This window comes from Paenibacillus sp. NPDC058898, assembly GCF_049316025.1.
Lineage (GTDB): Bacteria > Bacillota > Bacilli > Paenibacillales > Paenibacillaceae > Paenibacillus_AQ.
In genome coordinates, this window is record NZ_JBMOSM010000005.1 from 459,876 (window position 1) to 483,088 (window position 23,213).

At 50.0% G+C, this 23,213-nt stretch carries 26 protein-coding genes; 11 read left to right on the plus strand and 15 right to left on the minus strand.

Annotated features, from left to right (window positions below):
- Positions 1 to 38: 38 nt before the first annotated feature.
- Complete coding sequence (locus ACOZB4_RS16935) at positions 39 to 812, minus strand: HAD-IIB family hydrolase (protein WP_379413183.1); 774 nt, start codon at positions 810 to 812, stop codon at positions 39 to 41.
- A 102-nt stretch (positions 813 to 914) separates the two neighbouring features.
- Here ACOZB4_RS16935 and ACOZB4_RS16940 point away from each other — a divergent pair, with 102 nt between their 5' ends.
- A complete protein-coding gene (locus tag ACOZB4_RS16940) occupies positions 915 to 1,613 on the plus strand; it encodes a Crp/Fnr family transcriptional regulator (RefSeq protein WP_379413180.1) in 699 nt (232 codons plus the stop codon).
- Here the strand turns inward: ACOZB4_RS16940 and ACOZB4_RS16945 are convergent.
- From ACOZB4_RS16945 to ACOZB4_RS16965, 5 genes are all read right to left on the minus strand, one after another.
- Positions 1,590 to 1,946: a hypothetical protein gene (locus ACOZB4_RS16945; RefSeq protein WP_379413176.1), complete on the minus strand. Its 357-nt coding sequence runs from the start codon at positions 1,944 to 1,946 to the stop codon at positions 1,590 to 1,592. The two genes, ACOZB4_RS16940 and ACOZB4_RS16945, sit on opposite strands and share 24 nt — an antisense overlap.
- A 96-nt stretch (positions 1,947 to 2,042) precedes the next feature.
- Positions 2,043 to 3,104, minus strand: coding sequence for an LLM class flavin-dependent oxidoreductase (locus tag ACOZB4_RS16950; protein WP_379413332.1), 1,062 nt, complete (start codon positions 3,102 to 3,104; stop codon positions 2,043 to 2,045).
- Between the two features lie 262 nt (positions 3,105 to 3,366).
- Positions 3,367 to 3,876, minus strand: coding sequence for an SRPBCC domain-containing protein (locus ACOZB4_RS16955; RefSeq protein WP_379413173.1), 510 nt, complete (start codon positions 3,874 to 3,876; stop codon positions 3,367 to 3,369).
- 13 nt (positions 3,877 to 3,889) lie between these two features.
- Positions 3,890 to 4,237 (minus strand): ArsR/SmtB family transcription factor, encoded by a 348-nt coding sequence (locus tag ACOZB4_RS16960; protein WP_379413171.1) that lies wholly within the window; start codon positions 4,235 to 4,237, stop codon positions 3,890 to 3,892.
- Between the two features lie 272 nt (positions 4,238 to 4,509).
- Complete coding sequence (locus ACOZB4_RS16965; protein ID WP_379413168.1) at positions 4,510 to 4,866, minus strand: nucleotide excision repair endonuclease; 357 nt, start codon at positions 4,864 to 4,866, stop codon at positions 4,510 to 4,512.
- A 154-nt stretch (positions 4,867 to 5,020) separates the two neighbouring features.
- Between ACOZB4_RS16965 and ACOZB4_RS16970 the strand changes: the two genes are divergently transcribed.
- The 3 genes from ACOZB4_RS16970 to ACOZB4_RS16980 all read left to right on the plus strand — a co-directional run bounded on the left by ACOZB4_RS16970 (position 5,021) and on the right by ACOZB4_RS16980 (position 7,192).
- A complete protein-coding gene (locus tag ACOZB4_RS16970) occupies positions 5,021 to 5,332 on the plus strand; it encodes a hypothetical protein (protein WP_339292012.1) in 312 nt (103 codons plus the stop codon).
- 78 nt (positions 5,333 to 5,410) lie between these two features.
- Positions 5,411 to 5,701, plus strand: coding sequence for a transporter (locus ACOZB4_RS16975; RefSeq protein WP_379413164.1), 291 nt, complete (start codon positions 5,411 to 5,413; stop codon positions 5,699 to 5,701).
- A 285-nt stretch (positions 5,702 to 5,986) separates the two neighbouring features.
- Positions 5,987 to 7,192: an MFS transporter gene (locus ACOZB4_RS16980; RefSeq protein ID WP_379413162.1), complete on the plus strand. Its 1,206-nt coding sequence runs from the start codon at positions 5,987 to 5,989 to the stop codon at positions 7,190 to 7,192.
- A 121-nt stretch (positions 7,193 to 7,313) separates the two neighbouring features.
- Here ACOZB4_RS16980 and greA read toward each other — a convergent pair whose 3' ends face one another.
- Positions 7,314 to 7,790 carry a transcription elongation factor GreA gene (gene greA / locus ACOZB4_RS16985; RefSeq protein WP_076323724.1) on the minus strand — a complete coding sequence of 159 codons (477 nt, stop codon included), beginning with the start codon at positions 7,788 to 7,790 and terminating at the stop codon, positions 7,314 to 7,316.
- Between the two features lie 84 nt (positions 7,791 to 7,874).
- Between greA and ACOZB4_RS16990 the strand changes: the two genes are divergently transcribed.
- The gene (locus ACOZB4_RS16990) at positions 7,875 to 8,078 is read left to right on the plus strand and encodes a hypothetical protein (protein WP_379413157.1); all 204 of its coding nucleotides are present in this window, start codon (positions 7,875 to 7,877) and stop codon (positions 8,076 to 8,078) included.
- Positions 8,079 to 8,212: 134 nt separating this feature from the next.
- Here ACOZB4_RS16990 and ACOZB4_RS16995 read toward each other — a convergent pair whose 3' ends face one another.
- From ACOZB4_RS16995 to ACOZB4_RS17015, 5 genes are all read right to left on the minus strand, one after another.
- A complete protein-coding gene (locus tag ACOZB4_RS16995; RefSeq protein ID WP_379413155.1) occupies positions 8,213 to 9,382 on the minus strand; it encodes a mannitol-1-phosphate 5-dehydrogenase in 1,170 nt (389 codons plus the stop codon).
- Entirely contained in the window at positions 9,379 to 9,819 is a 441-nt protein-coding gene (locus tag ACOZB4_RS17000) for a PTS sugar transporter subunit IIA (protein ID WP_071220559.1), read from the minus strand. The genes ACOZB4_RS16995 and ACOZB4_RS17000 overlap by 4 nt, the downstream gene beginning before the upstream one ends.
- Positions 9,820 to 9,835: 16 nt before the next feature.
- A complete protein-coding gene (locus ACOZB4_RS17005) occupies positions 9,836 to 11,905 on the minus strand; it encodes a BglG family transcription antiterminator (protein ID WP_379413328.1) in 2,070 nt (689 codons plus the stop codon).
- 74 nt (positions 11,906 to 11,979) lie between these two features.
- Positions 11,980 to 13,413: a PTS mannitol transporter subunit IICB gene (locus ACOZB4_RS17010; RefSeq protein ID WP_379413150.1), complete on the minus strand. Its 1,434-nt coding sequence runs from the start codon at positions 13,411 to 13,413 to the stop codon at positions 11,980 to 11,982.
- A gap of 363 nt (positions 13,414 to 13,776) precedes the next feature.
- Positions 13,777 to 14,466, minus strand: coding sequence for an FHA domain-containing protein (locus tag ACOZB4_RS17015; protein WP_076323719.1), 690 nt, complete (start codon positions 14,464 to 14,466; stop codon positions 13,777 to 13,779).
- Between the two features lie 203 nt (positions 14,467 to 14,669).
- Between ACOZB4_RS17015 and ACOZB4_RS17020 the strand changes: the two genes are divergently transcribed.
- From ACOZB4_RS17020 to ACOZB4_RS17035, 4 genes are all read left to right on the plus strand, one after another.
- On the plus strand, positions 14,670 to 15,656 hold the full coding sequence (locus tag ACOZB4_RS17020) for a glycerophosphodiester phosphodiesterase family protein (RefSeq protein ID WP_379413146.1): 987 nt from the start codon (positions 14,670 to 14,672) through the stop codon (positions 15,654 to 15,656).
- Positions 15,657 to 15,881: 225 nt separating this feature from the next.
- Positions 15,882 to 16,622: a hypothetical protein gene (locus tag ACOZB4_RS17025; RefSeq protein ID WP_076323717.1), complete on the plus strand. Its 741-nt coding sequence runs from the start codon at positions 15,882 to 15,884 to the stop codon at positions 16,620 to 16,622.
- Between the two features lie 39 nt (positions 16,623 to 16,661).
- The gene (locus ACOZB4_RS17030) at positions 16,662 to 17,939 is read left to right on the plus strand and encodes a polysaccharide deacetylase family protein (protein WP_379413143.1); all 1,278 of its coding nucleotides are present in this window, start codon (positions 16,662 to 16,664) and stop codon (positions 17,937 to 17,939) included.
- Positions 17,940 to 18,213: 274 nt separating this feature from the next.
- Positions 18,214 to 19,326: a glycosyl hydrolase family 8 gene (locus ACOZB4_RS17035; protein WP_379413140.1), complete on the plus strand. Its 1,113-nt coding sequence runs from the start codon at positions 18,214 to 18,216 to the stop codon at positions 19,324 to 19,326.
- A 30-nt stretch (positions 19,327 to 19,356) separates the two neighbouring features.
- On the opposite strand, the gene ACOZB4_RS17040 is transcribed toward ACOZB4_RS17035, so the two are convergent.
- The 3 genes from ACOZB4_RS17040 to ACOZB4_RS17050 form a co-directional block, all read right to left on the minus strand.
- Positions 19,357 to 20,070 carry a sulfite exporter TauE/SafE family protein gene (locus tag ACOZB4_RS17040; RefSeq protein ID WP_379413138.1) on the minus strand — a complete coding sequence of 238 codons (714 nt, stop codon included), beginning with the start codon at positions 20,068 to 20,070 and terminating at the stop codon, positions 19,357 to 19,359.
- A gap of 223 nt (positions 20,071 to 20,293) precedes the next feature.
- Positions 20,294 to 20,635 (minus strand): zinc ribbon domain-containing protein YjdM, encoded by a 342-nt coding sequence (locus tag ACOZB4_RS17045; protein WP_379413135.1) that lies wholly within the window; start codon positions 20,633 to 20,635, stop codon positions 20,294 to 20,296.
- Positions 20,636 to 20,723: 88 nt separating this feature from the next.
- Positions 20,724 to 21,317: a TetR/AcrR family transcriptional regulator gene (locus tag ACOZB4_RS17050; protein ID WP_379413132.1), complete on the minus strand. Its 594-nt coding sequence runs from the start codon at positions 21,315 to 21,317 to the stop codon at positions 20,724 to 20,726.
- A 162-nt stretch (positions 21,318 to 21,479) separates the two neighbouring features.
- On the opposite strand from ACOZB4_RS17050, the gene ACOZB4_RS17055 reads away from it, so the two are divergent.
- Both ACOZB4_RS17055 and ACOZB4_RS17060 read left to right on the plus strand, forming a co-directional pair.
- Complete coding sequence (locus ACOZB4_RS17055) at positions 21,480 to 22,367, plus strand: ABC transporter ATP-binding protein (RefSeq protein WP_339268905.1); 888 nt, start codon at positions 21,480 to 21,482, stop codon at positions 22,365 to 22,367.
- A complete protein-coding gene (locus ACOZB4_RS17060) occupies positions 22,364 to 23,173 on the plus strand; it encodes an ABC transporter permease subunit (RefSeq protein WP_379413128.1) in 810 nt (269 codons plus the stop codon). Before ACOZB4_RS17055 ends, ACOZB4_RS17060 begins: the two co-directional genes overlap by 4 nt.
- Positions 23,174 to 23,213 lie beyond the last annotated feature (40 nt).

Genomic DNA, 23,213 nt, shown 5'->3' on the forward strand with positions numbered 1-23,213 from the left:
TGTTGAAACTCTATATATCCCGAAGGAACCTATCGGGCCTACACACTTGTCGCAGCATATTGACGCCCAAGCGCCTGCAGCCGTTCCGCAATCGCATGCTCGATATCGCGATCCAGCGGCAGTTGTTCCGAGGCGTAGGGTGCCAACAGCGGATGATCACCAATCATTACCGCGTGCAGCGCATGCTGGAACATCGTGATATCATTGGCATCGTTGCCAAAGGCAACATACTCGCCCTCCTTCACGCCCAGCTGCTGAAGCCCGCTCCATTTATGTATCCCCTTAGGGCTGATATCCAGCACATTTTCCCCACCATGCACGTGAACAACGACATCCAGCTGTCTCAGCCTCTCCTCCACTTCCGCCATATCGTCCAAGGTCAGCATCAATATTTTCACAACCGAAGTCAGCTCCTGGAGCGCCACGTTCTTAGCCAGCTTGTGCGGATCCAAATTTAGCAGAATCGGATGATCCACAGGACCGGTATAGGCATAGTCCCATTCTCCATCAATCAAATAGCTCACGTTATACGTTGTTAACAGCTGAAGAAGGCTCGGAAGCACCTCGCTGTCAAAGCCTGCCGTGGAGATCCGCTTTCCCCCTGCCGCCACCATCGAACCGTTGCCTCCGATCATCGGGTAGTGATGAACACGCTCATGAAGGACGGGAAGCAAGTCGCGAATCGGCCGGGCGGAAGCAAAAATAACCCCATGCCCTTGCGCCACCAGCTCCTCCAATGCCTTCAACAACTCGTTCGAAACCGGCTGCCCTTTAAAACAGATCGTTCCGTCCAGATCAAATACAAATTTCATGCCCTTGCCCTCCTGTATCTTCTCATTGCTCTTATCATAGCAGTTGATCGTATAATGAGAAGGACATTTGTCCAGAAGAGAAAGGAGCAACCATAAAGACCCATGAAACTACTTCATGATGCACCCTTGCTGAGAGCCAAGCTGGAGCAATTTCAATTCGAGAGCATGCTGGATCTGAGCAAGCCTGTGCCTTTTACATTGCAGCAATACGAGCCTGGCGAGATCATTCTGCATGAAGGCTTCACCATGAATTCCCTTTTGTTCCTCGTACAAGGAAAGATCAAGGTGACCTCCAGCATCGAAACCGGTAAATCGCTTCTTCTGCGCTTTGGCCATCCTTTTTCCATCATCGGGGATATTGAATTGATTCGAAGCGTCCCGGTCCAATCCCAGATTGAAGCCGTTAACGAGTGCCTGTTCATCGGGCTGTCCTTTGACTATATTAAGCAACATGAAATGACGAACGCTCGCTTTACATCCACCTTGCTGGATCACCTGAGCTATAAGCTTCAGACCTGCACGACCGCTTCCCGCGTCAATCTGTTGGCATCGGTGGAGAACCGGTTTGCCAGCTATCTCATGTCCACCCTGTCGCCGGGGGCCAATCCTTCCTTTGGGATGGAGCTGAAGACCGACCATATCGGGGAGATTGCCAGCTTGCTTGGCACCACGCACCGACATTTGAACCGGGTGATGTTTGCCTTCGCCCAAAAGGGGGTCCTGGAGCGGAACGGACAGACCATCCGTATTCTGGACTGGAACGCCATAGAGGTGGCATCAAATGGGATTCGCTATGAGTAAATCGCCCGACTGAAACTTTTTTCTCAAGTTCTTGTAACACAGGAAAGCCCCAGCCCCGGCCCACATCACGGCATACAGCAGAGCATACAGGATGAGGGAAGCTCTAACCCATCGAATCATGCCGATTAGCCACGATAACGGGAGCACGATCACCGGATATAGGATCGAGGATAAGAAGATCGGGATGATCACCAACACCAGACCCATATTACGAAGGCCATAATATTCCGTCGTTGCAATCTTATACCCTTCGATATACTCCAAGCCTACGATCGCACCGGTAAACATCCATATAAATACGAACCACAGCAGAAAATATCTGGCAACCCGCAAGATGTACACCACCTTGTCCGTTTATGTCATAAACGGTATGGTCCGAAAAAAGGTTACGTTTAATTCCATTTCATCTCAATAAAAAATGCTGTCAGCTTACTCCGCAGGTTCACCAGCCGCTTCCCAGCGGTCGATTTCCTTGCGCACCCGAGGGGCGACTTCGGTTCCCAGCAGTTCAATGGCACGCATGACTTCATCATGAGGCATCGTTCCCACCGGCACGTGCAGCATGAAGCGGGTAATGCCCACATGCTTGCGCAGGTGAATGATTTTTTGGGCGACCGTCTCCGGGTCCCCCACATAGAGCGCACCTTCGAAGCTCCGAGCCGCATCGAATCTTGCGCGGTCATAGTATCCCCAGCCCCGCTCCCGTCCCAATACATTCATGCTGGCTTGGGTGGATGGGAAGAACTTGTCCGCTGCCATCTCCGTATCCTCCGCAATAAATCCATGGGAATGCGAGCCGATCGGCAGCTTCGATACATCATGTCCCGCATGCGCAGCGGCTTCTTTATACAGCTTAACCAGCGGCGCGAACTGCAGGGGACTTCCGCCGATAATCGCCAGTACCAGCGGTAAACCGAGCAGGCCTGCCCGCACGACCGATTCCGAATTGCCTCCGCTGCCAATCCACACCGGCAGCGGATTCTGAACCGGGCGCGGGTAGACGCCTAAGTTATGAATCGCCGGGCGATGCCCGCCCTGCCAGGTTACTTTTTCCGACTCGCGGATTTTGAGCAGCAGCTCCAGCTTCTCCTCGAACAGCTCATCATAATGGCTCAGATCATAGCCGAATAACGGGAAGGATTCGATGAACGAACCTCTGCCTGCCATAATCTCGGCACGGCCGTTCGAGATGGCATCCAAGGTGGCGAAATCCTGAAACACCCGCACCGGATCAGCGGAGGACAGCACCGTCACCGCACTGGTCAGCCGAATCCACTTCGTCTGCGACGCAGCCGCAGCGAGCACAACCGCAGGCGAAGATGCCGCATAATCCTTACGGTGATGCTCGCCTACCCCATACACATCCAATCCCACCTGATCAGCCAGTACGATTTCCTCAACAACCTCGCGCAGCCGCTGTGCATGGCTCATCACTTCGCCTGTTGTCACATCCGGCCAAGTCTCTACGAACGAGCTAACTCCAATCTCCATCATGATTTCCTCCTATTATGCTTTGCCGTGGGGCAGAACCGTAGGCAAAGATTATCGTTGCTTCCCGCCTAAGAGCATTCAACATCGTTATCTATCATTCAATTATCTTTATATTGAACTTTTAGCTCGGATTTTTCAAGTTACAAGTTAACTGATAATGTGGATTCTGTGGATTCGATGCATAATGAATTCAAAAATGGCCGGGATCCATGCGGATTCCAGCCATTTCATTTTACCTTTTAACCCTGTATTTGAGCTTGGCTTATTGCTTTGTTGCCAAGTATTCCTCCAGGCGATCCCAGGTTTGGGTAATGCCTTCTTCCATTCCCATGTCCAGCACGGTTTTGAGAGCCTCCGGAGATTCGTACACTGCCCGGCTGATCAGCTTGGTCTTTCCATCCTGCTCTTCGAATGACATTGTAACCGTTGTTGCGGGCATTCCCTCCGCAATATTGCCTTCTGCATCCGAGAAATAGTCGATGTAGACAATTTTCTCAGGCTCCTCAATTTCTTGGTAGACCGATTCGCCCCAGGATTCCATGCCGTAGAAATCCCCCTGTTTCTTATCCAAACACTTCATGCAGTAATGCCATGAGCCGCCCGGACGGAAATCCATCTTGGATACGGTAACCTCCCATCCGCGAGGTCCCCACCACTGCTTCAGATGCTCTCCATCCGTAAATACCTTGAATACCAGCTCCCTAGGTGCATTAAACACACGTTCCAATACAAGTACTTGCCCTTCAACCCGCGTAATCATTTGGTTTGTCATTATCAATTCCTCCTCATATTAGGTGTTTATCCTGTTTCTTACCTGTTCCTTCCGATTGCAGTTTCTCTAAGTAGTTATCCAAGTTGTCGAAGCGCTCGTTCCATATGCTTCGGTAATTATGGAGCCAATGGTCCAGTTCTACAAACGGTTCCGACCGCAGCATGTAGTTCCGACGGTTCGCCTCCGCCCTTACTTCCACCAGCCCGGCATCCAGCAGCACCTTCAGATGCTTAGACGCTTGTGGCTGCCGAATGTCAAGACGTTCAGCGATTTCCCCTACCGTTAAAGGCCCTTTCAGCAGGAGATCCACAATACGAAAACGGCTCGGTTCGGCTAAAGCGTTAAATGTGGTTAGTTCCATCTTGTTGGGATGACTGGTACAGACCCGCTGCTGTAGCGTTTACGGTGATTGTCTGTTCTCTCTGTCCACGTCACCATCATCACCTCTTTTTTTTACTGATTAAATGGTGTGCCGTACTTCCTGATCATAATATACCACGATAGGAATATTCCTGTAAAGGAATATTAAAACAAAATTTTTGATTTCCTTTATCACAACACAAAAAAGCAATAAACGCGGGGCTTTACTCGGGCCACGTCTATTGCTTCTTGTCACTTTATCCTTCGTATTCCTTACTTAAAGAACACCTTGTCTACATTATATTTGGCCTTGAATTCATTAATGATATAGGTTTCATAGATCTCTCTATGAACGGCTTCTTCAATGATACAGACCTCGATTCGTGTAACCTCATCCCGATGCTCCTTGATTGGAGAGACGCTATCTTCAAAATGCTTCTTGATCCGCGGTCTTAACTTTCTTGCTTTGCCAACAAACAGGAGTTCCTCCTTGCTGTTGTAGAACATGAAAATCCCGCCCCGATCTCTTGGAATCAGGTGAAAATCTGTAAATCCGTAAATGTGGCTCAATTCCGGAGCTGCCTGCTTGGTAATGGTAACGTCCACCTTGGGAATGGTTATATTGATCACGACTAACGCTCACTTCCTCAACTCATATATTGATCTAAATCGTATCACTAATCTGCTTATTTGCCCATGCGGGAAATTCAAAAGCACCCCTCTCTAGGCATCCGCATAGGATGGAAACTAGGTATGACTAATAACGATGGGGGTCTTTTACAATATGAGCATTCAATATCCCGGACACCAGGAACAAACCTTGTATCAAGCTGAACCCAACATGAGGCACAACATCAAATCGGTTCGCGATCATATTCACCATCTATGTAAGCAGCATGCGAATCAGCTGGTTCGCGTCGAAACGCTCGACGGTGATGTTTTTGAAGGGACCATCATGCATTGCGAAAAAGGGATTCTGTACTTGAGCATGCCCGGATACGGAAACCAGCGCGGCTTCGGCCCCAGTTATTATAACAATGTAATTCTGCCACTTGTCCTCTTCGAATTGCTTGTCATCACCTTGCTTTACATCTAGAAGAAGGGCTTACATTGTTATTCGGCAGCCTCCCGCGTACTTCCCAACCTAATAACCCGATTAAGGAGTGAATCCATTATGGCATTTATGCCGCCGCAAGGACCACAGGGACCGATGCAAGGGCCCACTTCCCCGCCTCCAACATCTGTCCCCCAACAGCCTATGGCCAGTACCTTCGCAGTTGATCCTGGAGCGATTAGGGGCTGTTTGTTCAGAAATACCTATATTTGGCCGACACGTGGACCCGGCTTCTGGTTTTACCCGACTTTTGTTGGCCGCACCTCGGTTGCTGGCTTCCGCTGGACGGGATGGATGTGGGTATATTCAGGGCTCGACTTAAGAAGTATCGAGTCGTTCACTTGTTTCTAAAACCCTTATATTCAAAGTATGGATCAGCAGGCTCGATAAATGGCCTCGATGATCCGCCCGCTCATCAAGAGAGTGCCCCTGCGGTACTCTCGAGTTCTTGCATACTGGACAAGCTTTCCTTAGTAGGGGCTTCCCTATTCAGGGTATCCATTTTCCCCAAAAAATAAAGTTCTTGATTATCCTCCGACAACATTAAATAATATGTAACAGTCCCTCTTTAAAACCGATAATGATGATTGGGATTATATCTTTAACAAACACAGTAGAAAGGTTGACTTGAACACCATGGATATATCGCAACACGCCACTGGGAAAAAAGGCGCCAAAGAGCCATTTCCCATCTCTATACTGTCTCTCACCGTTGGTGCTTTTGCTATTGGCATGACGGAGTTCGTCATCATGGGAATACTCCCTAATGTCGCGGATGATCTGAATGTCAGCATTGCATCGGCCGGGCAGCTGATTACGATGTACGCCCTCGGGGTAGCCGTAGGGGCACCTATTCTAACCGTTCTAACCCACCAAATTCCACAAAAAAAGCTGCTTCTGCTGCTCATGGGCCTGTTTATTCTGGGTAACGGCATTTCGGTCTTCGCTCCGAGCTATGCCGTTTTGATGGGTGCCCGGATGCTGACCGCGCTAACGCACGGTACTTTCTTCGGTGTGGGAGCCGTCATCGCTTCGAACCTGGTGCGACCGGACAAGCGTGCTGGGGCGGTGTCCATCATGATGGCCGGATTAACGATAGCCAATATCATCGGGGTTCCGATTGGCACCTTCATCGGCCAGACGATGGGCTGGCGTGCTTCATTCGCCGCGATTGCCGTTATGGGGGTGTTGGCATTGATCGGCATCCTGATCTTCATTCCGAATCTACGGCAGGAACAAGCTTCAAGCATCGTTCAGCAAATCACAGCACTCATTAGACCACAACTCCTTCTCTTCCTGCTGATCGGGGCGCTTGGCAACGCTGGCCTGTTCACCGTCTTCACTTATATTGCACCGCTGCTGATTGAGATCACCGGCTTTGCGGAACCAAGCGTCACCTGGATTCTGATCCTGTTCGGTATCGGCGTAACCGTCGGTAATATCGTGGGAGGAAGGCTGGCCGACTGGAAGCTGCTGCCCTCCATTCTGGGCGTTTACTTTGCGACGGCCGTCATTCTTACCATCCTCACCGTGACCATCCATAACCCGGTCACAGCCGTGCTGACCATCGTGCTGTGGGGAGCTGCCTCTTTCGCCGTTATGCCGGGCATGCAGGTGCGCGTGATGAGTCTGGCCCAATCCGCTCCAGCGCTAGCCTCCACGGCAACCCACTCTGCGGGCAATCTCGGAAACGCAGCGGGGGCCTTTATTGGAGGGGTGGTCATTACGCATCTAAGCTTAACCGCCCTGCCTTGGGTGGGCGCTGGACTGGTGGGACTTGCCTTCATTCTGGGCGCAGCCTGCTATATGTATGAGCGCAAGGCCGTAACGGCTAATGCTTAATCTGCTCCATTAGGTATGTAACTCTAGCCTGCCATACGGGGTTGAATCATTAGAAAAGGCGTAACCGGACATCGTGCTTCCGGTTACGCCTTCTATTTATATATTCGTTGATCCCCTGCGATTACAGAGCTTTGATCTCCAGCAGCTCATACTTGACGATACCCATCGGCGCTTCCACGTTGACTTGATCGCCAACCGCTTTACCCATCAGTGCTTTGCCAAGCGGACTTTCGTAGGAGACTTTATTGTTCAATACGTCGGCTTCTGCCGGTCCTACGACCTGATATTCAAGCTTCTCTGCAAACTCGATGTCGTTCAGGACGACATTCGAACCAACATTCACCGTTTTCGAGCTTACATGCTTGGCGTCGACAATCCGGGCGTTGTTGAGTGTTTTTTCCAGGATGATGATGCGCGTTTCCATAAACGCTTGGTCGTTCTTGGCTGAGTGGTACTCGCTGTTCTCCTTCAAGTCACCATAGCTGATCGCGAGCTTGATCCGTTCCGCTAACTCTTTGCGTTTTACATACTTGAGGTCATCAAGTTCTTCCTGGAGTTTATCATAGCCCTCCTGGGTCAAGATCAGTTCTTCTGCCATGTTCATCACATCCACTTTTTAATTTCTTACTTCTAGTGTACTCTTTATTTCGAAAATAAGCGAAAACTTTCTGAAAATCGATGGATGGAATATTTGGGATTTAATGACAATTATAGCGTTGCCGCTACCCAGATTGAACCACTTGGACAGCTATACATGAACGATTATTTTGAACAAATCAGGATCGTTATATACCCCGAGATAAATCAAGCCGAAAAGAAAATCTACATCGCTGCCCCGGCAACCACCCTAGAGGAAGCGAACCATATTCTGAAGAACACCGAATAAAAGAGCCCGATCTCCTGCTTATGCATATAGCCCCTGATTTCTCCGCAAGGAGAACCAGGGGCTATATAAGATGATGGGATGCCATGGCCTATCGGGACGTACATCCGCCTGCTATTGGGTTCACTTCCAATACCTTACGAACTCGCTTCGACATCAGCCTTCAATGCTTCATACTGCTCCATCAGCTCGCCCATAATCGGATGCTCACCGGCAATGCCGGTATATTGGGAGGCCGTGTCGCTTGCACCGATATCCCGGACCGATGCTTGCAGCTCCACACTTTCCGGATCTTCCGGAACATCGAACAACAGTGCCGCTGCCATGGATTTCGCCAAGCTCTTATACGCAAGCCCGCTTTCGAATGCCAGCATGGCTGGCGACACCAGGCGGTCGCCCGGGGACAGCTTCCGAATCGGCGAGCGGCCTACGCGGGACACCTCATCGGTCAGCGCCGGATTGCGGAACCGCTCCAGGATGGTATCGATATAGGCTCCATGCTCGGTAGGATTGAAGCCGTGTTTATGCACAAGTGCAGCTCCCGTCTCCTCGAGCACAGCGCGGACATGACTCGCTACCTCTTCATCCTTCATGGCGTCCTGGATGGTCTCGTAGCCTTTCAGAAAGCCTACATATGCAGCCGAGCAGTGTCCGGTATTCACCGTAAACAACTTGCGTTCAATATACGGCTCCAGGCGATCCACATAGTGAATGCCTTCCACAGGGACATAGTCCTTAAACATCTGCGAGCGGTCCACCGCCCACTCATAGAACGGCTCCACCACAACCTTCAGACGGTCCTCATGCTGCTGCAGCGGCACAATCCGGTCTACGGCCGCATCCGGGAAAGCAACCCGCTGGTCGGCCTTCTGCTTCGTCTCGTCATCAAGCTTCCCGTAGACATGCTCTTTCAGCTGCGTGCTGCCACCGATGGCATTCTCGCATGCAATAATATGAAGCGGTGCAGCAGACTCCGCTTGCAGCCGAAGCTTCAGCCCCTCGGCAATGGTGCCGGCGATGAACTTCAGAATATTCACGCCTACCGCTGTTGTCACGAGATCCGCTTCCGCTACTGCACGTGCGGCAGCTTCAGGCTCCGAGGCGCTGTTGAGTGCCGTGATGCCTTTAACGATGGTGGTCTCCTGTCCTTCGCTGGCCAAGGTTACGGGATACTCCCCGCGTGCTTTCAGCTCCGATACCAACTCTTCGTTCACGTCGATAAAACAAACCTCATAACCGGCTTGTGACAGCAAGAGCCCTATAAAACCGCGTCCGATGTTGCCTGCTCCGAAATGGACTGCTTTCATGCGCCCATTCCTCCTTCGAAGATCGCCAGAATCTCCTCTTCGCTGGAAGCGTTCATTACCTTCTCAATGCTCTCGTCATCCGTAAAGATCATGGCCACATTCGTCAGAATCTCCATGTGGTCACCACCGGCAGCTGCGATACCAATGACTATAAACGCTGGCTCATCTCCTCCGAAATCTACGCCTTCCGGGAAGCGGACGATGGACAATCCCGTGGAAATCACCATGCCTTTGGCCTCTTTGGTGCCATGGGGAATCGCGAGCCCTCCGCCCATATAAGTGGATGCAATCTCTTCGCGTTCCAGCATTTTATCCACGTAATCCTCGGAAACATGGCCTGCCTGCACAAGCAGATTCCCCGCCATGCGGATGGCTTCGCTCTTGCTATCAGCCTTTGCGTTCAGTACGACTTTATCTTTGGACAGTATGTTACTCATGTTGGTCTCCCTCTTTCTATGGTCTGTAATTGAAAAAATGCTGAAGCTCTTCCGCCAAATAGGAGCGGATTTCTTCCTCGCTGCCCCGCTCCATCAGCTCGATCAGCTCGGAGTGAAGCAGCATGGCGCTGATTTCACTGAGCACCTCCAAGCTCTCCTTCGGAAGCTGCTTCGGCGCCAGCATCAGCAGTATGACACCCGCCTCCGCCCCGTCCTCCAGCGGCGCTGCGTGCGCCAGCCGGAACAAGGTTAGAGACGGCCAGGTAATATAGCGGCTGCGCGTATGGAATAAGGCCAGCGTCGTATCCGGAATGAGCTGGGTGCCCATCCGTTCCCGCTCAAGCAAACGCTCCTTCACCTTCTCCGCATCACGGACAGCCCCGTGCTCAACCACCTTAGCCAAAGCTTCGTTCAATGTGCCCTGCATATCATCCTGCCGATTATCCAGGTGGTACACATGAAAGCCATCCAAAAGCGATACAATCTCGTTCATCAGGGCAGCCTGCATGCGCAGACGCTCGAATGATGCGACCTTACGCTCTTCCTCGATTCGCTTATCGGCAGCCATGCCTGCGGCCGGTTTCAAGGATGTGCTCTGGATGAATTGCAGTAATGCCTCTTTATCATCCGCCGTGAGCAGCGGACTTAATCTCACATACCGATCCTTCGACAGCGGAAGATCAATGGTCGATATGATGAGATCATATTGCTCCTTCGGTATCCGGGCCGCTTCATACCACGAGACGTTGCCGAGCACCTCAATCTGCGGCATCTCCTTACTCAGTCGTGTCCCGAGAAGCCTCGAGGAGCTAAGGCCGCTGGAACATACCAGAATGGCTTTCAGATGATGTCCCAGTTGGTTCAGCCGTTCGCTGGATGCACCGAAATGCATAACCAGAAACCCGATTTCTTCATCCGGGACGGTTATGTCCAGCTTCATTTCATCGACCGAACGACGGACGATTCCGAACAGTTCCTCATAATCCTTCCGAATCGGGCTCAGCAAGGGATTCCGGATCCGGGTCCCTTCCCGAATCCGTTTCATGGCAGCCCCGATATGCTCCACCAGACCTGCCCGCAGAGTCCGATCTTCCTGGAACGGAATGCCGGTGCGCCGCTGAACCCTTTCGATCAGACGCTGGGCGATCTCCATCATCTCCACATCCGTGTGAGCCAGTTCGCTGACCTCGGACATGTCCTTCGCTGATTCGAATAAGTGAGCTATATATTTCATTTCAGGATCGTGAAAATCAATCTTTAAGGTTTGGCCTAGGCGACTCGCGAAATCCTTTGCCTCCTCCACTGACGCTGAGGATTTACCATATCCCGTCATATCCGCTGTCTCTATGCTCCGCCCCTGCTTGATCCTGTTTACGGAAACCGATAACGCTATAAGCATCGCGGTATATGCACCTTCGCTAAGACTCTCCGTCCAATCCCAGTTCATATCCCATAAACATTTCTCTACATCCAGCAGCACCGGTTTATCAATCATGGAGAGTAGACGGGCGGTCACCGGCTCGCTTTGATCACGATATCCATCCCCGACAAGATCGGAATAATCCAGATATTCCTCAACAAGGCGACAAATCGCCGATCGCCTTACGCCTTCCGAGCCTTCAATCTCGATACCATAGCCTCTGCGGCGAATTAGGTTAAGGTTAAACCGCTTCATTAATGGCTCCAGCTCATCCAGGTCATTACTGATGGTCGGTACGGTTACCTTTAAACTATGGGCCAAAGCAAACAGTTTGATGGGCTCATTCTCCTCAAGCAGGGCGCATAGCATGAGGATTTTGCGCTCTTCAACGGAATAATCAGCCGGCTTTCCTGCAAGCAGGCGCTTCCGCAGCTGAGCCATCTCCTCAGGCGTCTCCTCTTCCAGCCGGATACCCGTTCCCGACTTTTTATGAAGCAGAACGCCCGTACCCTGCAGTTCCTTCTCAATCTCCTCCATTTCCCGGTGAACCGTCCTGACGCTGACCCCGACCTCAGCGGCTATTTCTGCAGCCGTCATGCCCTCGTTCCTGCTCATCAGGAGCAGAAGGATTTGTCGCTGGCGGGCAGTGATGTGTCCCAGACGCATGGCCCCCTTCTTCATGAAATGAAAGACAACGCCGGCATTACTACGCCAGCGTGTCATATGGTTTTAGGCTTATGTTAGTCTTTGAGTCGTTCCACCAGCTCATCATATCTCGGACTCTTCAAGAAGTTGTCGATGGAGATATGCTCCGCATTCGGATTCTTCGCGATGGCCCGCTCGGTGAGTGTCTTCTGGGTAATGACGATATCCGCGTCATCCGGTATTTCACTTACCGCCGAGTTCACAACCGTAATGTCGACGCCCGCTTGCTGTAGTTTCTTTCTTAATACCGAGGCGCCCATTGCGCTGGAGCCCATACCGGCATCGCAAGCAAACACGATTTTGTTCACATTCTCTTTGTCTAGATTAGCTACAGCCGCTGAAGCTGGGGCGACTTGGTCATTCATGCCGCCGGTTTTCATTTCCTTCATCTTGGCCGATGCTTCTTCAAGATTCGGCTCTTCTTCAGTCTGTTTGCCTGTTTTGAGCAGTAATGCCGCTACAGCAAAGGAGACCACCGTTGCAACAATAACACCGGCTAGGACCGCAATCAGACCACCTTTAGGCGCCATGGCGAAGTAAGCAATTATGCTGCCCGGCGACGCAGGGCCCACCAATCCGGCTCCAAGAATCTGGAAGGTGAAGGTGCCGGCAACACCACCTGCAATAGCAGCCAGGATCAGAACCGGCTTCATCAGAATATATGGGAAATAGATCTCATGAATACCGCCCAGGAAATGAATCACGACCGCGCCCGGTGCGGAAGATTTGGCAGAACCGCGACCGAAGAACCAATAGGCGAGAAGTATACCTAGCCCGGGACCGGGATTCGATTCCAGCATATACAGAACGGATTGACCGATACGTGCCGCTTCCTCTGTAGCGATCGGACTGAATATTCCATGGTTGATCGCATTGTTGAGGAACAACACCTTCGCCGGCTCAATGATAATGTTGACGAGCGGCAGCAGGTTGGCATTGACCAGTACGTCAACACCTGCTGACAGCGCTTTGGTAATGCCCTGTACAAGCGGCCCAATTCCAGTGTATGCCACCAATGTCAGCGCGCCGCCGATGATGCCGAGCGAGAAGTTGTTCACCAGCATTTCAAACCCGGATTTGATTTTGCCGTCAACCAGCTTGTCGAACTGCTTCAGTACCCAAGCTGCAATAGGACCGATAATCATGGCGCCGAGGAACATTGGAATATCTGCCCCGACAATGACGCCGACCGTAGCAACCGCACCGATAACCGCACCACGCTTGCCGTGGATCATCTGTCCGCCCGTATAACCGATTAAGAGCGGGAGCAGGTACGTGATCATCGGGCCAACCAGCGCTCCTAGCTTCTCATTCGGGAACCAGCCGGTCGGGATGAACAGAGCCGTAATCAGACCCCAGGCAATAAACGCGCCGATATTCGGCATCACCATGCCGCTAAGGAGACGGCCAAGCTTCTGAACCATTACGCGAATGCCTTTGGAAGCGTTTGTATTTGTCTCGTTGGACATCGTATAGAACCTCCTAGTCATATTTGAACATAAATCTGAAATTTGTTGTGTCGCTTTCATCTGACATCTCTATGTTAAGTCAGCCCGGCAAAAGGCTCAATGAAAGGAAAAGCGGGTTTCGTCAAGAATATTGTTGACAACTTTTAAATGGATCATGTCATAATTTTGAAAATGCAGTCCTGACGTGGTTTCTTTCGTAGAGCAAGCCTGCCCGCAGCGAAGTAGTAAAGCGCTTTCAATAAAGCGCGGTGTGTATCCTCGTATACAGCATCCGCTATTCTATGCTCATCCCTTTCTGATTGTCGATTCGCTATCTTAACAAAACAAGCCCTCCCGGGTCCGGAAGTGCTTGTTCATTCATTCTTATTCTTCCTGTGTCTGCAAAATATAACCTTTTCCCCGGATGCTTTCAATGTCCAGAATGCCTCGGGTCTTCTTGCGCACCCGGTAGATCAGCGCATTCAGCTCCTCGGAGCTCACATCGGGCACTTCATCCGTTCCATAGCTCCGCTCGGGCCAAATGTATACCTTGAGCTGATCTTTGGACACGAACTGGCCTTGGTGGTTGACTAGCAGCTCCATGCATTTGTACTCTTTTTCCGAAAAAGCACACACATCCTCGCCATATACCAGCTCCTGCTTGAAAGGATTCAGCCTAAGTCCGCCTGAAGCCTCGACCGCTGCCAGCTGTTTGATAAGCGGTGTAATGTCCATCGTCTCATCCATGCTGAGGATGGAGAAGGACAACACGATCAGATCTCCAGCGAGTACTATGGTATCTCCGTGCTGAAGGGAAATTTCGTCATGGGGAGCCAGCCGTTCCTGATTGACGAAAGTTCCATGTTTGCTGTTCAAATCCTTAATGCTGAATTTCCCGTTTCGATACAGCAGCGCTGCATGCTGCCGGGACACAAAAATGTTATCAAACGCGATATCCGGATCAAAATGCTGGCCCTTGCGGCCAAGCACCGTTATGGGTTTGGTCAAAGCTATAACGTCTCCACGCTCATAGGGGTTCCCCCGCTCCACCATCAAAAAGGAGGATTTATCCATCATGCTCCCTCCCGTTCTTATTATGCTGCTCATTGTGTTTATCAGTTCGCTATTATGCAATTGTTATGGTCCAGCTATTGAGTATGCGCCCAAAATCACTAAGATGTATGAAAGAAGGATTAATAAATAGAGAACTTAGACAGAGATAGAGATAAATATAAATCTACTACTGCATATTGTATACGATTTTGGGGGATTGGATCATGCGAAAACTAAAAAGATGGAAGAACATCATACTGTTTGTTCTCGTGTTGTTTGTGTTTCTGTTTGTAAATAATACATCCCTGTTCACCAAAGACCGTGACGTAGAGCCGCTGCTGCTGGCGCATCGGGGGCTTGGCCAGACCTTCTCGATGGAAGGCATTCAAGCCGATACTTGCACCGCTTCCCGCATCTATGTGCCGGAGCATGCTTACCTTGAGAACACCATTCCGTCCATGAAAGCCGCATTCGAAGCAGGCGCCGATATCGTGGAACTGGATATCAAACCAACCAAGGATGGCCAGTTCGCCGTGTTCCATGATTGGACCCTGGAATGCCGTACTAACGTGGAGGGCTCGGTCAAGGATTATACCATGGAGCAGCTAAAAAACATAGACATCGGGTATGGCTATACGGCCGATCAGGGAGCGACTTATCCTTTTCGGGGAAAGGGCGTCGGGCTGATTCCGTCGTTAGCCGAGGTACTAGAGGCATTCCCTGACGGTTCATTCCTGATCCATATCAAAAGCACCGACACTGAAGAGGGGAAACTCCTGGCAGAGTACTTGTCCGGACTGCCGGTGAAGCGTCTCAGCCAGCTGACCGTTTACGGAGACGATGAGCCGATCCGGGCATTAAAATCGCAGCTCCCATCCCTGCGCGTCATGTCAAGGGGTACGCTGAAGAGCTGTCTCGTATCCTACGCCGGAGCCGGCTGGAGCGGCTACCTTCCATCGGTTTGCCGCAACACCCAGCTTCATATACCGGAAAAATACGCCCGTTACTTGTGGGGATGGCCGGATAAATTCCTGAACCGAATGGACAGCATAAATACGCGCGTCATCCTCGTCGCCGGGGACGGCGGATGGTCGGAGGGCTTTGACTCCGTAGCGGATTTGGAACGACTGCCAGAGGACTACAGCGGAGGGATTTGGACGAATCGGGTCGACGTGATCGCCCCGGAACTGACCTTGAAGAAGAATGAGTGAGTTGAAGCATCATGTTCGTTCAATTCATGAATATGCGTGAGTTGCAAACCCGCATAAACCGGAAAATTAGCCCACTAAAAAGCCCCTGCCCCATCGCGGGGGCTTTTTTTTATTTTCACGGGTGTAGGGCAAAGTTTTTGGGACGATTTTACCGATTACTATTAATAGGGGTCTTTTAGCCTAATTTCATAACTAGAATCATTGAAATATATAGGAGTTGATATTTTGGCCAGGGAAACAGAGAAAAAAGGAATGGCGTGGTTTAAGAGTGCCCGCTCAAATCAAAACCAGCCCGAGAAGAACATTGCCGAACAAGAGGATCTTGACGTAACGGCAGAAGAAGTGGCAGCTTACTCCGCGGAGCCTGAACTGCCCGCTGCAGAAGGAAACAAACAGCTATTCTCCAAGGATAACCAGGACAAGATCGGCCTCGATGTCATTGTTTCGATCGAGAACATGCTGAAGGAACGGCAGCTGCTGACCTATAAGAATAGGGGCCTGGAAGATCAGCTCTTTACCGCCAACGAAACGATTAACCGGTATAAGCATGAGCAGATTAAGAGAGATCAGCTGGTTCAGGAGAAGAACAAGGAAATCCGCGAACTCGAGAACGTGCTGACCAATAAACAGATGACTTACGACCAGCTGCTCGAGGATTACAAGGAATACCAGCTAACATCGAACCTGGCGTACGAGAAGCTCTCCAACCAGTTGGAAACCGAAACCGCCAAGTACAACAAGCTCTATGAGGAGTCTAACAATACGCAATATCAGAGCATGCTCAAGATCAACTCGCTTGAAGAGAAGGTTCGTGAGCTGGAGATTGCCAATCAGAAGTACGCAGAGCAATACCAAAATATCCTGGATGATAAAGCCAAACTGATGCAGACCATCAATGATTTTACCGAGAAGATGTCCTTCTCCTTCTCACCGAAAACCACGGCTTCCAATACACCATCGGAATAATCATACCCGCATAAACAGCTAGAGAAAGGGGGGGCCATCATGTCACAATCCTATGGGAAAATCATAGAACTGCTGGCGATCGAGAGGGATACCGAAGCATTCGGTCTACGAATCAAGCTATCCCTTATAGAGTCTGCGGAGCTAATATGGTTAACCGATAACGAGACCATAGCGAATATAGCAACCGTGGCAGAGTTCGACGGGGTTCATAAATACCGACTATCCTTACATACCGCATGGGATGCTAACAAACAGCAATACATAGGTTCCATTACGCGTACATATCGTGATCATAGTGAGCGCTTTTCATTTGCCTGCTCCGTTCCTTTCAGGAACGAATTAGAGTCCATAAAGAAGATCCGACTTGTAGATGACTTGCATACGCTGCCCTTCTTGTCCACACATCGATCCGAAACGGATCAGTCCGAGGAGATGCAAGCCGAACAGGACATCAAGACCTATCATTTCGCGAGGAAACGGCGCCATCTTCCGCTTAAGCTGGTAAGCGCAATCATGATGAGCTTGGTTTTTGTTGTATTATTAAGTTCATTTAATTACTCGTATCCCGGTTACATTCGGCCACACCCTGCAGCAACGGCCACGGCGGAAGCAGAGACCGTCATCCAATTGTTTGCCGAGAACCGGAGCGCACTCATTGGGAAAACCGTGGCAGTCTCAGCGGAGGAAGCAGCGGAGAGCAAACCGGAGGATATCAAACCCTCTGCCTCCGTTCCACAGCTGGAGCTGGAAGAGTTCATCTCGTTCGGCCTGCCCAAAGGCTATGTAGCCCTTACATTCGATGATGGGCCATCCAAGCACTCCATCGATATTATGAACGTCTTGCAAAAACACGAGGTTGGCGGAACGTTCTTCTTTGTTGGCACCAATGTGAAAAAACATCCCGACTATGTCAGGGCCATCCATGCGAACGGATACTCCGTCGGCAGTCATTCCATGACCCATAGCCAGCTGACAAGCCTTACCTATGAACAGCAGCAGGCAGAGCTGACCCGCGTGGCCGACCTTATCGAGCCTATTACAGACGAGAAGCTGGTACTCTTCCGTCCACCCTACGGTGCCTTTGACGATCGGACCGAGGCGTTAAGCCAACAGCAAGGTAGTAAAATGGTGCTCTGGAACCGGGATCCCGAGGATTGGCTGACCCGCGACGAGGATAAAATCCTCGATTATGTCCAGCATATCGAAGCTTCCGGCTCCATTATACTCCTGCATGAATCTCAAGCAGTAGTGGACGCCTTGCCGAAGATTATTAAGCACCTGCAGGATCAGGGGCTCACTATCGTCAGTTTGAACTAGCCAGACTATGGCTTTAAGAAAGACGACGTCTATCGACGTGCTTTCTCAGTAGACAGACCGCATTTAGCGGAAGTTTTTCTGGTGAGATAAAGATGGTGAGTCTCTGAAGTTTAAGAAAAGGCCGTCCCCGTTGTTCTGTAACTTCAGACATCGGGGTGCGGCCTTTTTTATGGATAAATGAACGATGGATCCGAGAAGCTATCTTTATTCGTCTCCGGGACTTCTTAAAGGCTTTAGGAACGCAAGCGTAGAATAGTATGTTCGAGGTGAACCTATGACAACCTGGATTTCCACTCGCAAGAAAACCATTCTTGCTATCATCGTCGCTCTTGCTCTAACCGGCATTGTCTTCATAGCCTACGCTATCATCCAAAGCAAGGAGAACCCCGACGTGACAGCAGCTTTCATTGAAGAGCATATGATTAACGACAATGGTACCATCGCTACCTATCTCAAGCCAACTTCCTCCGAGCACCCGGACATCGTTGCCGGAAGAGAGGCGTTATCCGAGTCACTTGGGCTTTGGATGCAGTACGCCGTTTTATCTGATGATCGATCACGGTTCGACGATAGCGTCCAGCTTCTCACCACCTATTTTCTCCATCAGGAGCAGGAGCCCTATATCCGGTGGAAGCTCAGGCCGGACGGTGAATCCGAGGTAACGACCAATGCGCTGGGCGATGATCTTCGAATTCTCGATGCCCTGCTGAAGGCGTTCAAGCGCTGGGGCGACGAAAAATACCTTCAATTGGCGAAGGAGATCGGCTCCACATTGCAAGCCTCGGCTCAAACCCAAGGATATTTCGTGGATTATCATGATTTTGAACGTAATGAATCGGCAGCCGTGTTAAGTCTGGTCTACGCGGACATTTCGGCACTGCGCGAAATGCAGAATAACGGAATCCTGTCCCGCCAGGAGTATGAACAGTATCAGGATCTGCTCTCCCAAATGCCTTCAGACGGCGTCTTCTATCCCAAAACGTATCAGATCAGTTCCGGTCAATATAAGTACGATGCATCGGTCAATCTGATCGACCAACTGATCGTTGGTATCCATCTGGCGGAGATGGATCAGCCGCCGAAGGAGCTCATACAATTCCTGAAGGGAGAATTCCAGCAGAATCAGCAGCTGGTGGGCCGCTACAACCGGAAGACACGAAAGCCCGACGCGACATATGAGTCGCCTGGTGTCTACGGCCTGGCTATTATCCTGGCGCTAAAAACGAATGACCTCCCTTGGGCCCGGCAGCTGCATGATCGAATGATCCAATTCCGAGGCCAAGATCCTGCTTATCCGGGAGGGTATGTGTTTGATGGGAATACACATGCTTTTGATAATCTGTTTCCTCTGCTCGCGGAGACGCTGTTAGAATCAACTGGGAAGTAATCCTCGTCGCTGGGACCTCTAGCTTCTTTTTTACAGGCTCTCGATGAGCATATACACGCCCGTAAAGATCAAAATGATATAGGTGAATATCTGGAATACGCGCTGGTTAATGACGCTGAATAGACGCTGTCCGATCAACAGCCCGACAAATACCAAGGGAAGTGCAATTCCACTCGACATCCAGACCGTCTTGCTCGTTCCCGCCACGATGACCTGAATGATCAAACTCAGGGAATAGATGAACAAATAGAAGGCGAGGGTCGTCCCTCTGAGCTTTGCCTTCTGCGTGTCGGTCCCCGAGAAATACAACAACAGGGGCGGACCCGGCATTCCAATGCTGGTCGTTAGAGAGCCTGCTAGCCCCCCTACCGTAAGATCCCTGCCCTGGCTCTGGCGGATTCTGAATTTTAGCATCAGCATGACAGTTAGTGCCAATATGATCAGACTAACACCTAACTTAAGATAACGAATATCGATAAGCGAAAAAATAACGATGCCGATAGGGAGACCTGCCGCACTTCCGATCACCAATCGCTTGAGGATGCCATAGTCGATATCCTTGCGTATCCTCGCAATCAGAGCAACCGAGATGACAAGCGATAGAATCAAATTAATCTGAATGGCCTCGTTAGGCTGGAATAAGAGCAGCAGAAACGGCGTAGCCAGGATAGAGAACCCAAATCCGGTGCTGGTCTGTAGGATGGACGCTACAAAAATAATGACGACAAACAGTATAATATCCACGCTGCACCTGCTTTCATCACGTATTGCGGGAAGTTCCTATTCGAAGCAACTCCATCCTACCATTGTAACATATTGGAATTATGGAGAAGGGTCAGTTGGAGCCATTAATTTGTGCATGTTGCCCACCAGATGCTATACGGCGTGCCATGGTTAAATGAGAGAAACCCTCCACTAATGGAGGGTTTTGTTACCGTGTATCCACGATGAAATGGGATAACACATCTTATATCTTTTTAACAAATTCCGATTTCAATTTCATTGCGCCGAATCCGTCGATTTTGCAATCGATATCATGATCGCCATCGACCAAGCGTATATTTTTCACTTTCGTGCCTATTTTCAATACAGAGGAGCTGCCTTTTACTTTAAGATCTTTGATTACCGTTACGGAATCGCCGTCGACCAAAACATTGCCGTTCGCGTCTTTAATGATCTTCGTATCTTCATCATGCTCCGCTTCGGACTCCAGGGTCCATTCATGAGCGCATTCCGGACAGATCAAGAGGTTCCCATCCTCATATGTATATTCAGAATTACATTTCGGGCAATTCGGCAAAGTAGACATCGTTTCGTATTCTCCATTCGTTTTATATTAACTATACCCTATATTAGAAACCTATGCTGGCCAATACCAATACTTTTGTTACTGAGGATTAAGCCTTTCCGCAGACACCGTAGAAGAACATATGAACGATTCCCTCCAGGAAGCCGTCCATATCATCACTTTGCTGGGCCATCGCCAGAATCGATTCATATTGATTCATGAATAGCTGGATAAAAGCCAGGACGTGTTCCGTCGATACCTCCGGTGAAATTTCGCCGCTGTCCTTACCCTCCTCAATAATCTGGATGGTGAGCGGAATAGCTTTGTTCCTGTACTGCTCCTCCATATAACGGGCCAATTCTTCGTCATCGATTAACAACTCTTTAATCAATCCGGGCGGGAAATCATTGTAGGACTCCTTCTCCAGAAAAATAATGTGTTCGATCTTCTCCTTCAAGGAATGACCTTCGCTCATATATTCCTCGAAATCCCGGATCGCCTTATCAAAATAGTTGCGAAAAACCTCACGCAGCAGCTCCTCCTTGCTGCCAAAGTAATTATAAATCGTCACCTGCGATACCTTGGCTGCCTTGGATATATCGGCAATCCGAATCCGCTTCAGCTCCGAGGTTCGCACCAGTTCCAAGGTCGTTCTCATAATCTTCTCTTTGATCAGATTCGCTCTTTTCTCAAAACCGTTCATATCCCTTCATCCTTACTCCTAAGATTAGTTATGTAATTAGTGAAATTTAAACATAAATTAATTTCATAAAATCATTGACGATACCACAAGCCAGGTATATTATAACATATGAAATATCCGATCTATAATATTTCATTTCTTCAATTTTCCGGAGGTGGCGGTATGTTAACCGTTCAACATTTGACGAAGACATTTTCCAACGGGAGGGGCATCTTCGATGTATCTTTTTCGGTGGATCCGGGTGAGGTTTTTGGTTTTTTAGGGCCGAATGGCGCCGGAAAATCAACGACGATCCGGCACATCATGGGTTTTATGAAGCCGGATCAGGGACACGTAAAGGTAAATGGGCTGGATACCTGGAGGGAACAAGGGAAGTTTCAATCGGATGTAGGGTATCTGCCAGGAGAAATTTCCTTTATCGAAGGGATGACTGGAAAGGCCTTTCTGGATTTCATGGCCGACATGCAGGGAATTCATGACTTGTCCAAGCGGGATCGATTAATCGATCGTCTACAATTCGATGTTCAGACCCCGATTCGTAAAATGTCCAAAGGAATGAAGCAAAAGGTTGGGATCGTCGCTGCCTTCATGCATGATCCCAAAGTCATTATTCTGGATGAGCCCACTTCGGGACTCGATCCACTGATGCAGAAGGTGTTTATTGAGATCGTTCTGGAGGAGAAAGCCCGCGGTACGACATTCTTGATGTCATCTCACAGCTTTCAGGAAATCGAGAGAACCTGTGACCGAGCCGCCATTATCAAGGACGGGATCATCATTGCCGTCAAGGACATCCACGAACTGCAATCCATGCAGCGGAAGCTGTTCGAGGTTAACTTCGTGCATCCAAGCGATGCCGAGGCCTTCCGGAGCTCGGGGCTGCTTATCGAATCTTATGAAGGCAATCGGGTGAGAGTAGCCGTCCAGGGCAATTACGATCAGTTTATCCAAGAGACGGGGAAATACCCCGTGCGGAGTATCGATGTCTTCACCCAGAACCTCGAGGATATCTTCATGAATTATTATGATCGGAAGGGGATATCGAAATGAATGTCACCTTATACAAACAGATGATGAAAGTAAATATGAAAAGCTTGATGAACTACGCGTTTGGTTCTGCTTTCTATATCCTCCTGATGTTCTGGTTATATCCCAGCATCGCCAAGAACACAAAAGCCATTGATGATTTAGTTGCATCGATGCCGGAGGGCGTCGGAAAAGCCTTCGGGCTTAATGGTTTCGGTACAGCAGAAGCTTTCATCTCCGGGGAATATTACGGATTAATTCTGGTTCTCATCCTGGCTATCGTCTGCGTGCAGCTGACGACCCAGCTTATGGCCAAATTGGTCGATCAGGGCTCGATGGCCTATCTGCTATCCGCCCCGACAACAAGAGGGAAAGTGGCGCTCACGCAAGCGATGGTTACGACAAGCGGGCTCTTCCTTATCTTAGCTGTTACGACGTTGGCTGGATTCGCCGGAAGCGCTTGGCTGCTGGGGGATTCCTACGAATTCGATACCGCCCGATTCATCCAGATGAACGTAGCGGCTTTCCTGCTCTTTTTTGCCATCTCCAGCGTCTGTTTTCTCGTGTCCTCGCTGTGTAATGATGAGAAGAAGGCACGAAGCATTTCCGGGTTGATTACGTTTGGGTTCTTCAGTCTGGATTTGATCAGTAAATTCAGCGAGAAAATCGAATGGCTGCGCAACCTTACCCTCTTCTCTCTCTATCGGCCCGGTGAAATTGTTAATGGGACTGGGGAATTCATGACAACCTCCCTAGTGCTGGCCGCCATCGGTCTGATCGCATTTGGTCTGGCCGTCGTGTTATTTCGAAAACGAGATTTGCCGCTGTAATCAAGCATCTACCGATTTACCCCATATTTGTTATTTGCAA

Excerpts from the sequence above, each read along its gene's own strand:
- ACOZB4_RS17060 (WP_379413128.1), top strand. The coding sequence starts at position 22,364 with ATGAATGTCACCTTATACAAACAGATGATGAAAGTAAATATGAAAAGC.
- ACOZB4_RS17015 (WP_076323719.1), bottom strand. The coding sequence starts at position 14,466 with ATGGATAAATCCTCCTTTTTGATGGTGGAGCGGGGGAACCCCTATGAG.
- ACOZB4_RS17050 (WP_379413132.1), bottom strand. The coding sequence starts at position 21,317 with ATGAACGGTTTTGAGAAAAGAGCGAATCTGATCAAAGAGAAGATTATG.
- ACOZB4_RS16940 (WP_379413180.1), top strand. The coding sequence starts at position 915 with ATGAAACTACTTCATGATGCACCCTTGCTGAGAGCCAAGCTGGAGCAA.
- ACOZB4_RS17055 (WP_339268905.1), top strand. The coding sequence starts at position 21,480 with ATGTTAACCGTTCAACATTTGACGAAGACATTTTCCAACGGGAGGGGC.
- ACOZB4_RS17010 (WP_379413150.1), bottom strand. The coding sequence starts at position 13,413 with ATGTCCAACGAGACAAATACAAACGCTTCCAAAGGCATTCGCGTAATG.
- ACOZB4_RS16970 (WP_339292012.1), top strand. The coding sequence starts at position 5,021 with ATGAGCATTCAATATCCCGGACACCAGGAACAAACCTTGTATCAAGCT.
- ACOZB4_RS17000 (WP_071220559.1), bottom strand. The coding sequence starts at position 9,819 with ATGAGTAACATACTGTCCAAAGATAAAGTCGTACTGAACGCAAAGGCT.
- ACOZB4_RS16995 (WP_379413155.1), bottom strand. The coding sequence starts at position 9,382 with ATGAAAGCAGTCCATTTCGGAGCAGGCAACATCGGACGCGGTTTTATA.
- ACOZB4_RS16975 (WP_379413164.1), top strand. The coding sequence starts at position 5,411 with ATGGCATTTATGCCGCCGCAAGGACCACAGGGACCGATGCAAGGGCCC.
- ACOZB4_RS17030 (WP_379413143.1), top strand. The coding sequence starts at position 16,662 with ATGTCACAATCCTATGGGAAAATCATAGAACTGCTGGCGATCGAGAGG.
- ACOZB4_RS16935 (WP_379413183.1), bottom strand. The coding sequence starts at position 812 with ATGAAATTTGTATTTGATCTGGACGGAACGATCTGTTTTAAAGGGCAG.
- greA (WP_076323724.1), bottom strand. The coding sequence starts at position 7,790 with ATGGCAGAAGAACTGATCTTGACCCAGGAGGGCTATGATAAACTCCAG.
- ACOZB4_RS16950 (WP_379413332.1), bottom strand. The coding sequence starts at position 3,104 with ATGGAGATTGGAGTTAGCTCGTTCGTAGAGACTTGGCCGGATGTGACA.
- ACOZB4_RS17035 (WP_379413140.1), top strand. The coding sequence starts at position 18,214 with ATGACAACCTGGATTTCCACTCGCAAGAAAACCATTCTTGCTATCATC.
- ACOZB4_RS17005 (WP_379413328.1), bottom strand. The coding sequence starts at position 11,905 with ATGCGTCTGGGACACATCACTGCCCGCCAGCGACAAATCCTTCTGCTC.
- ACOZB4_RS17045 (WP_379413135.1), bottom strand. The coding sequence starts at position 20,635 with ATGTCTACTTTGCCGAATTGCCCGAAATGTAATTCTGAATATACATAT.
- ACOZB4_RS16960 (WP_379413171.1), bottom strand. The coding sequence starts at position 4,237 with ATGGAACTAACCACATTTAACGCTTTAGCCGAACCGAGCCGTTTTCGT.
- ACOZB4_RS17020 (WP_379413146.1), top strand. The coding sequence starts at position 14,670 with ATGCGAAAACTAAAAAGATGGAAGAACATCATACTGTTTGTTCTCGTG.
- ACOZB4_RS16955 (WP_379413173.1), bottom strand. The coding sequence starts at position 3,876 with ATGACAAACCAAATGATTACGCGGGTTGAAGGGCAAGTACTTGTATTG.
- ACOZB4_RS16980 (WP_379413162.1), top strand. The coding sequence starts at position 5,987 with ATGGATATATCGCAACACGCCACTGGGAAAAAAGGCGCCAAAGAGCCA.
- ACOZB4_RS16990 (WP_379413157.1), top strand. The coding sequence starts at position 7,875 with ATGGAATATTTGGGATTTAATGACAATTATAGCGTTGCCGCTACCCAG.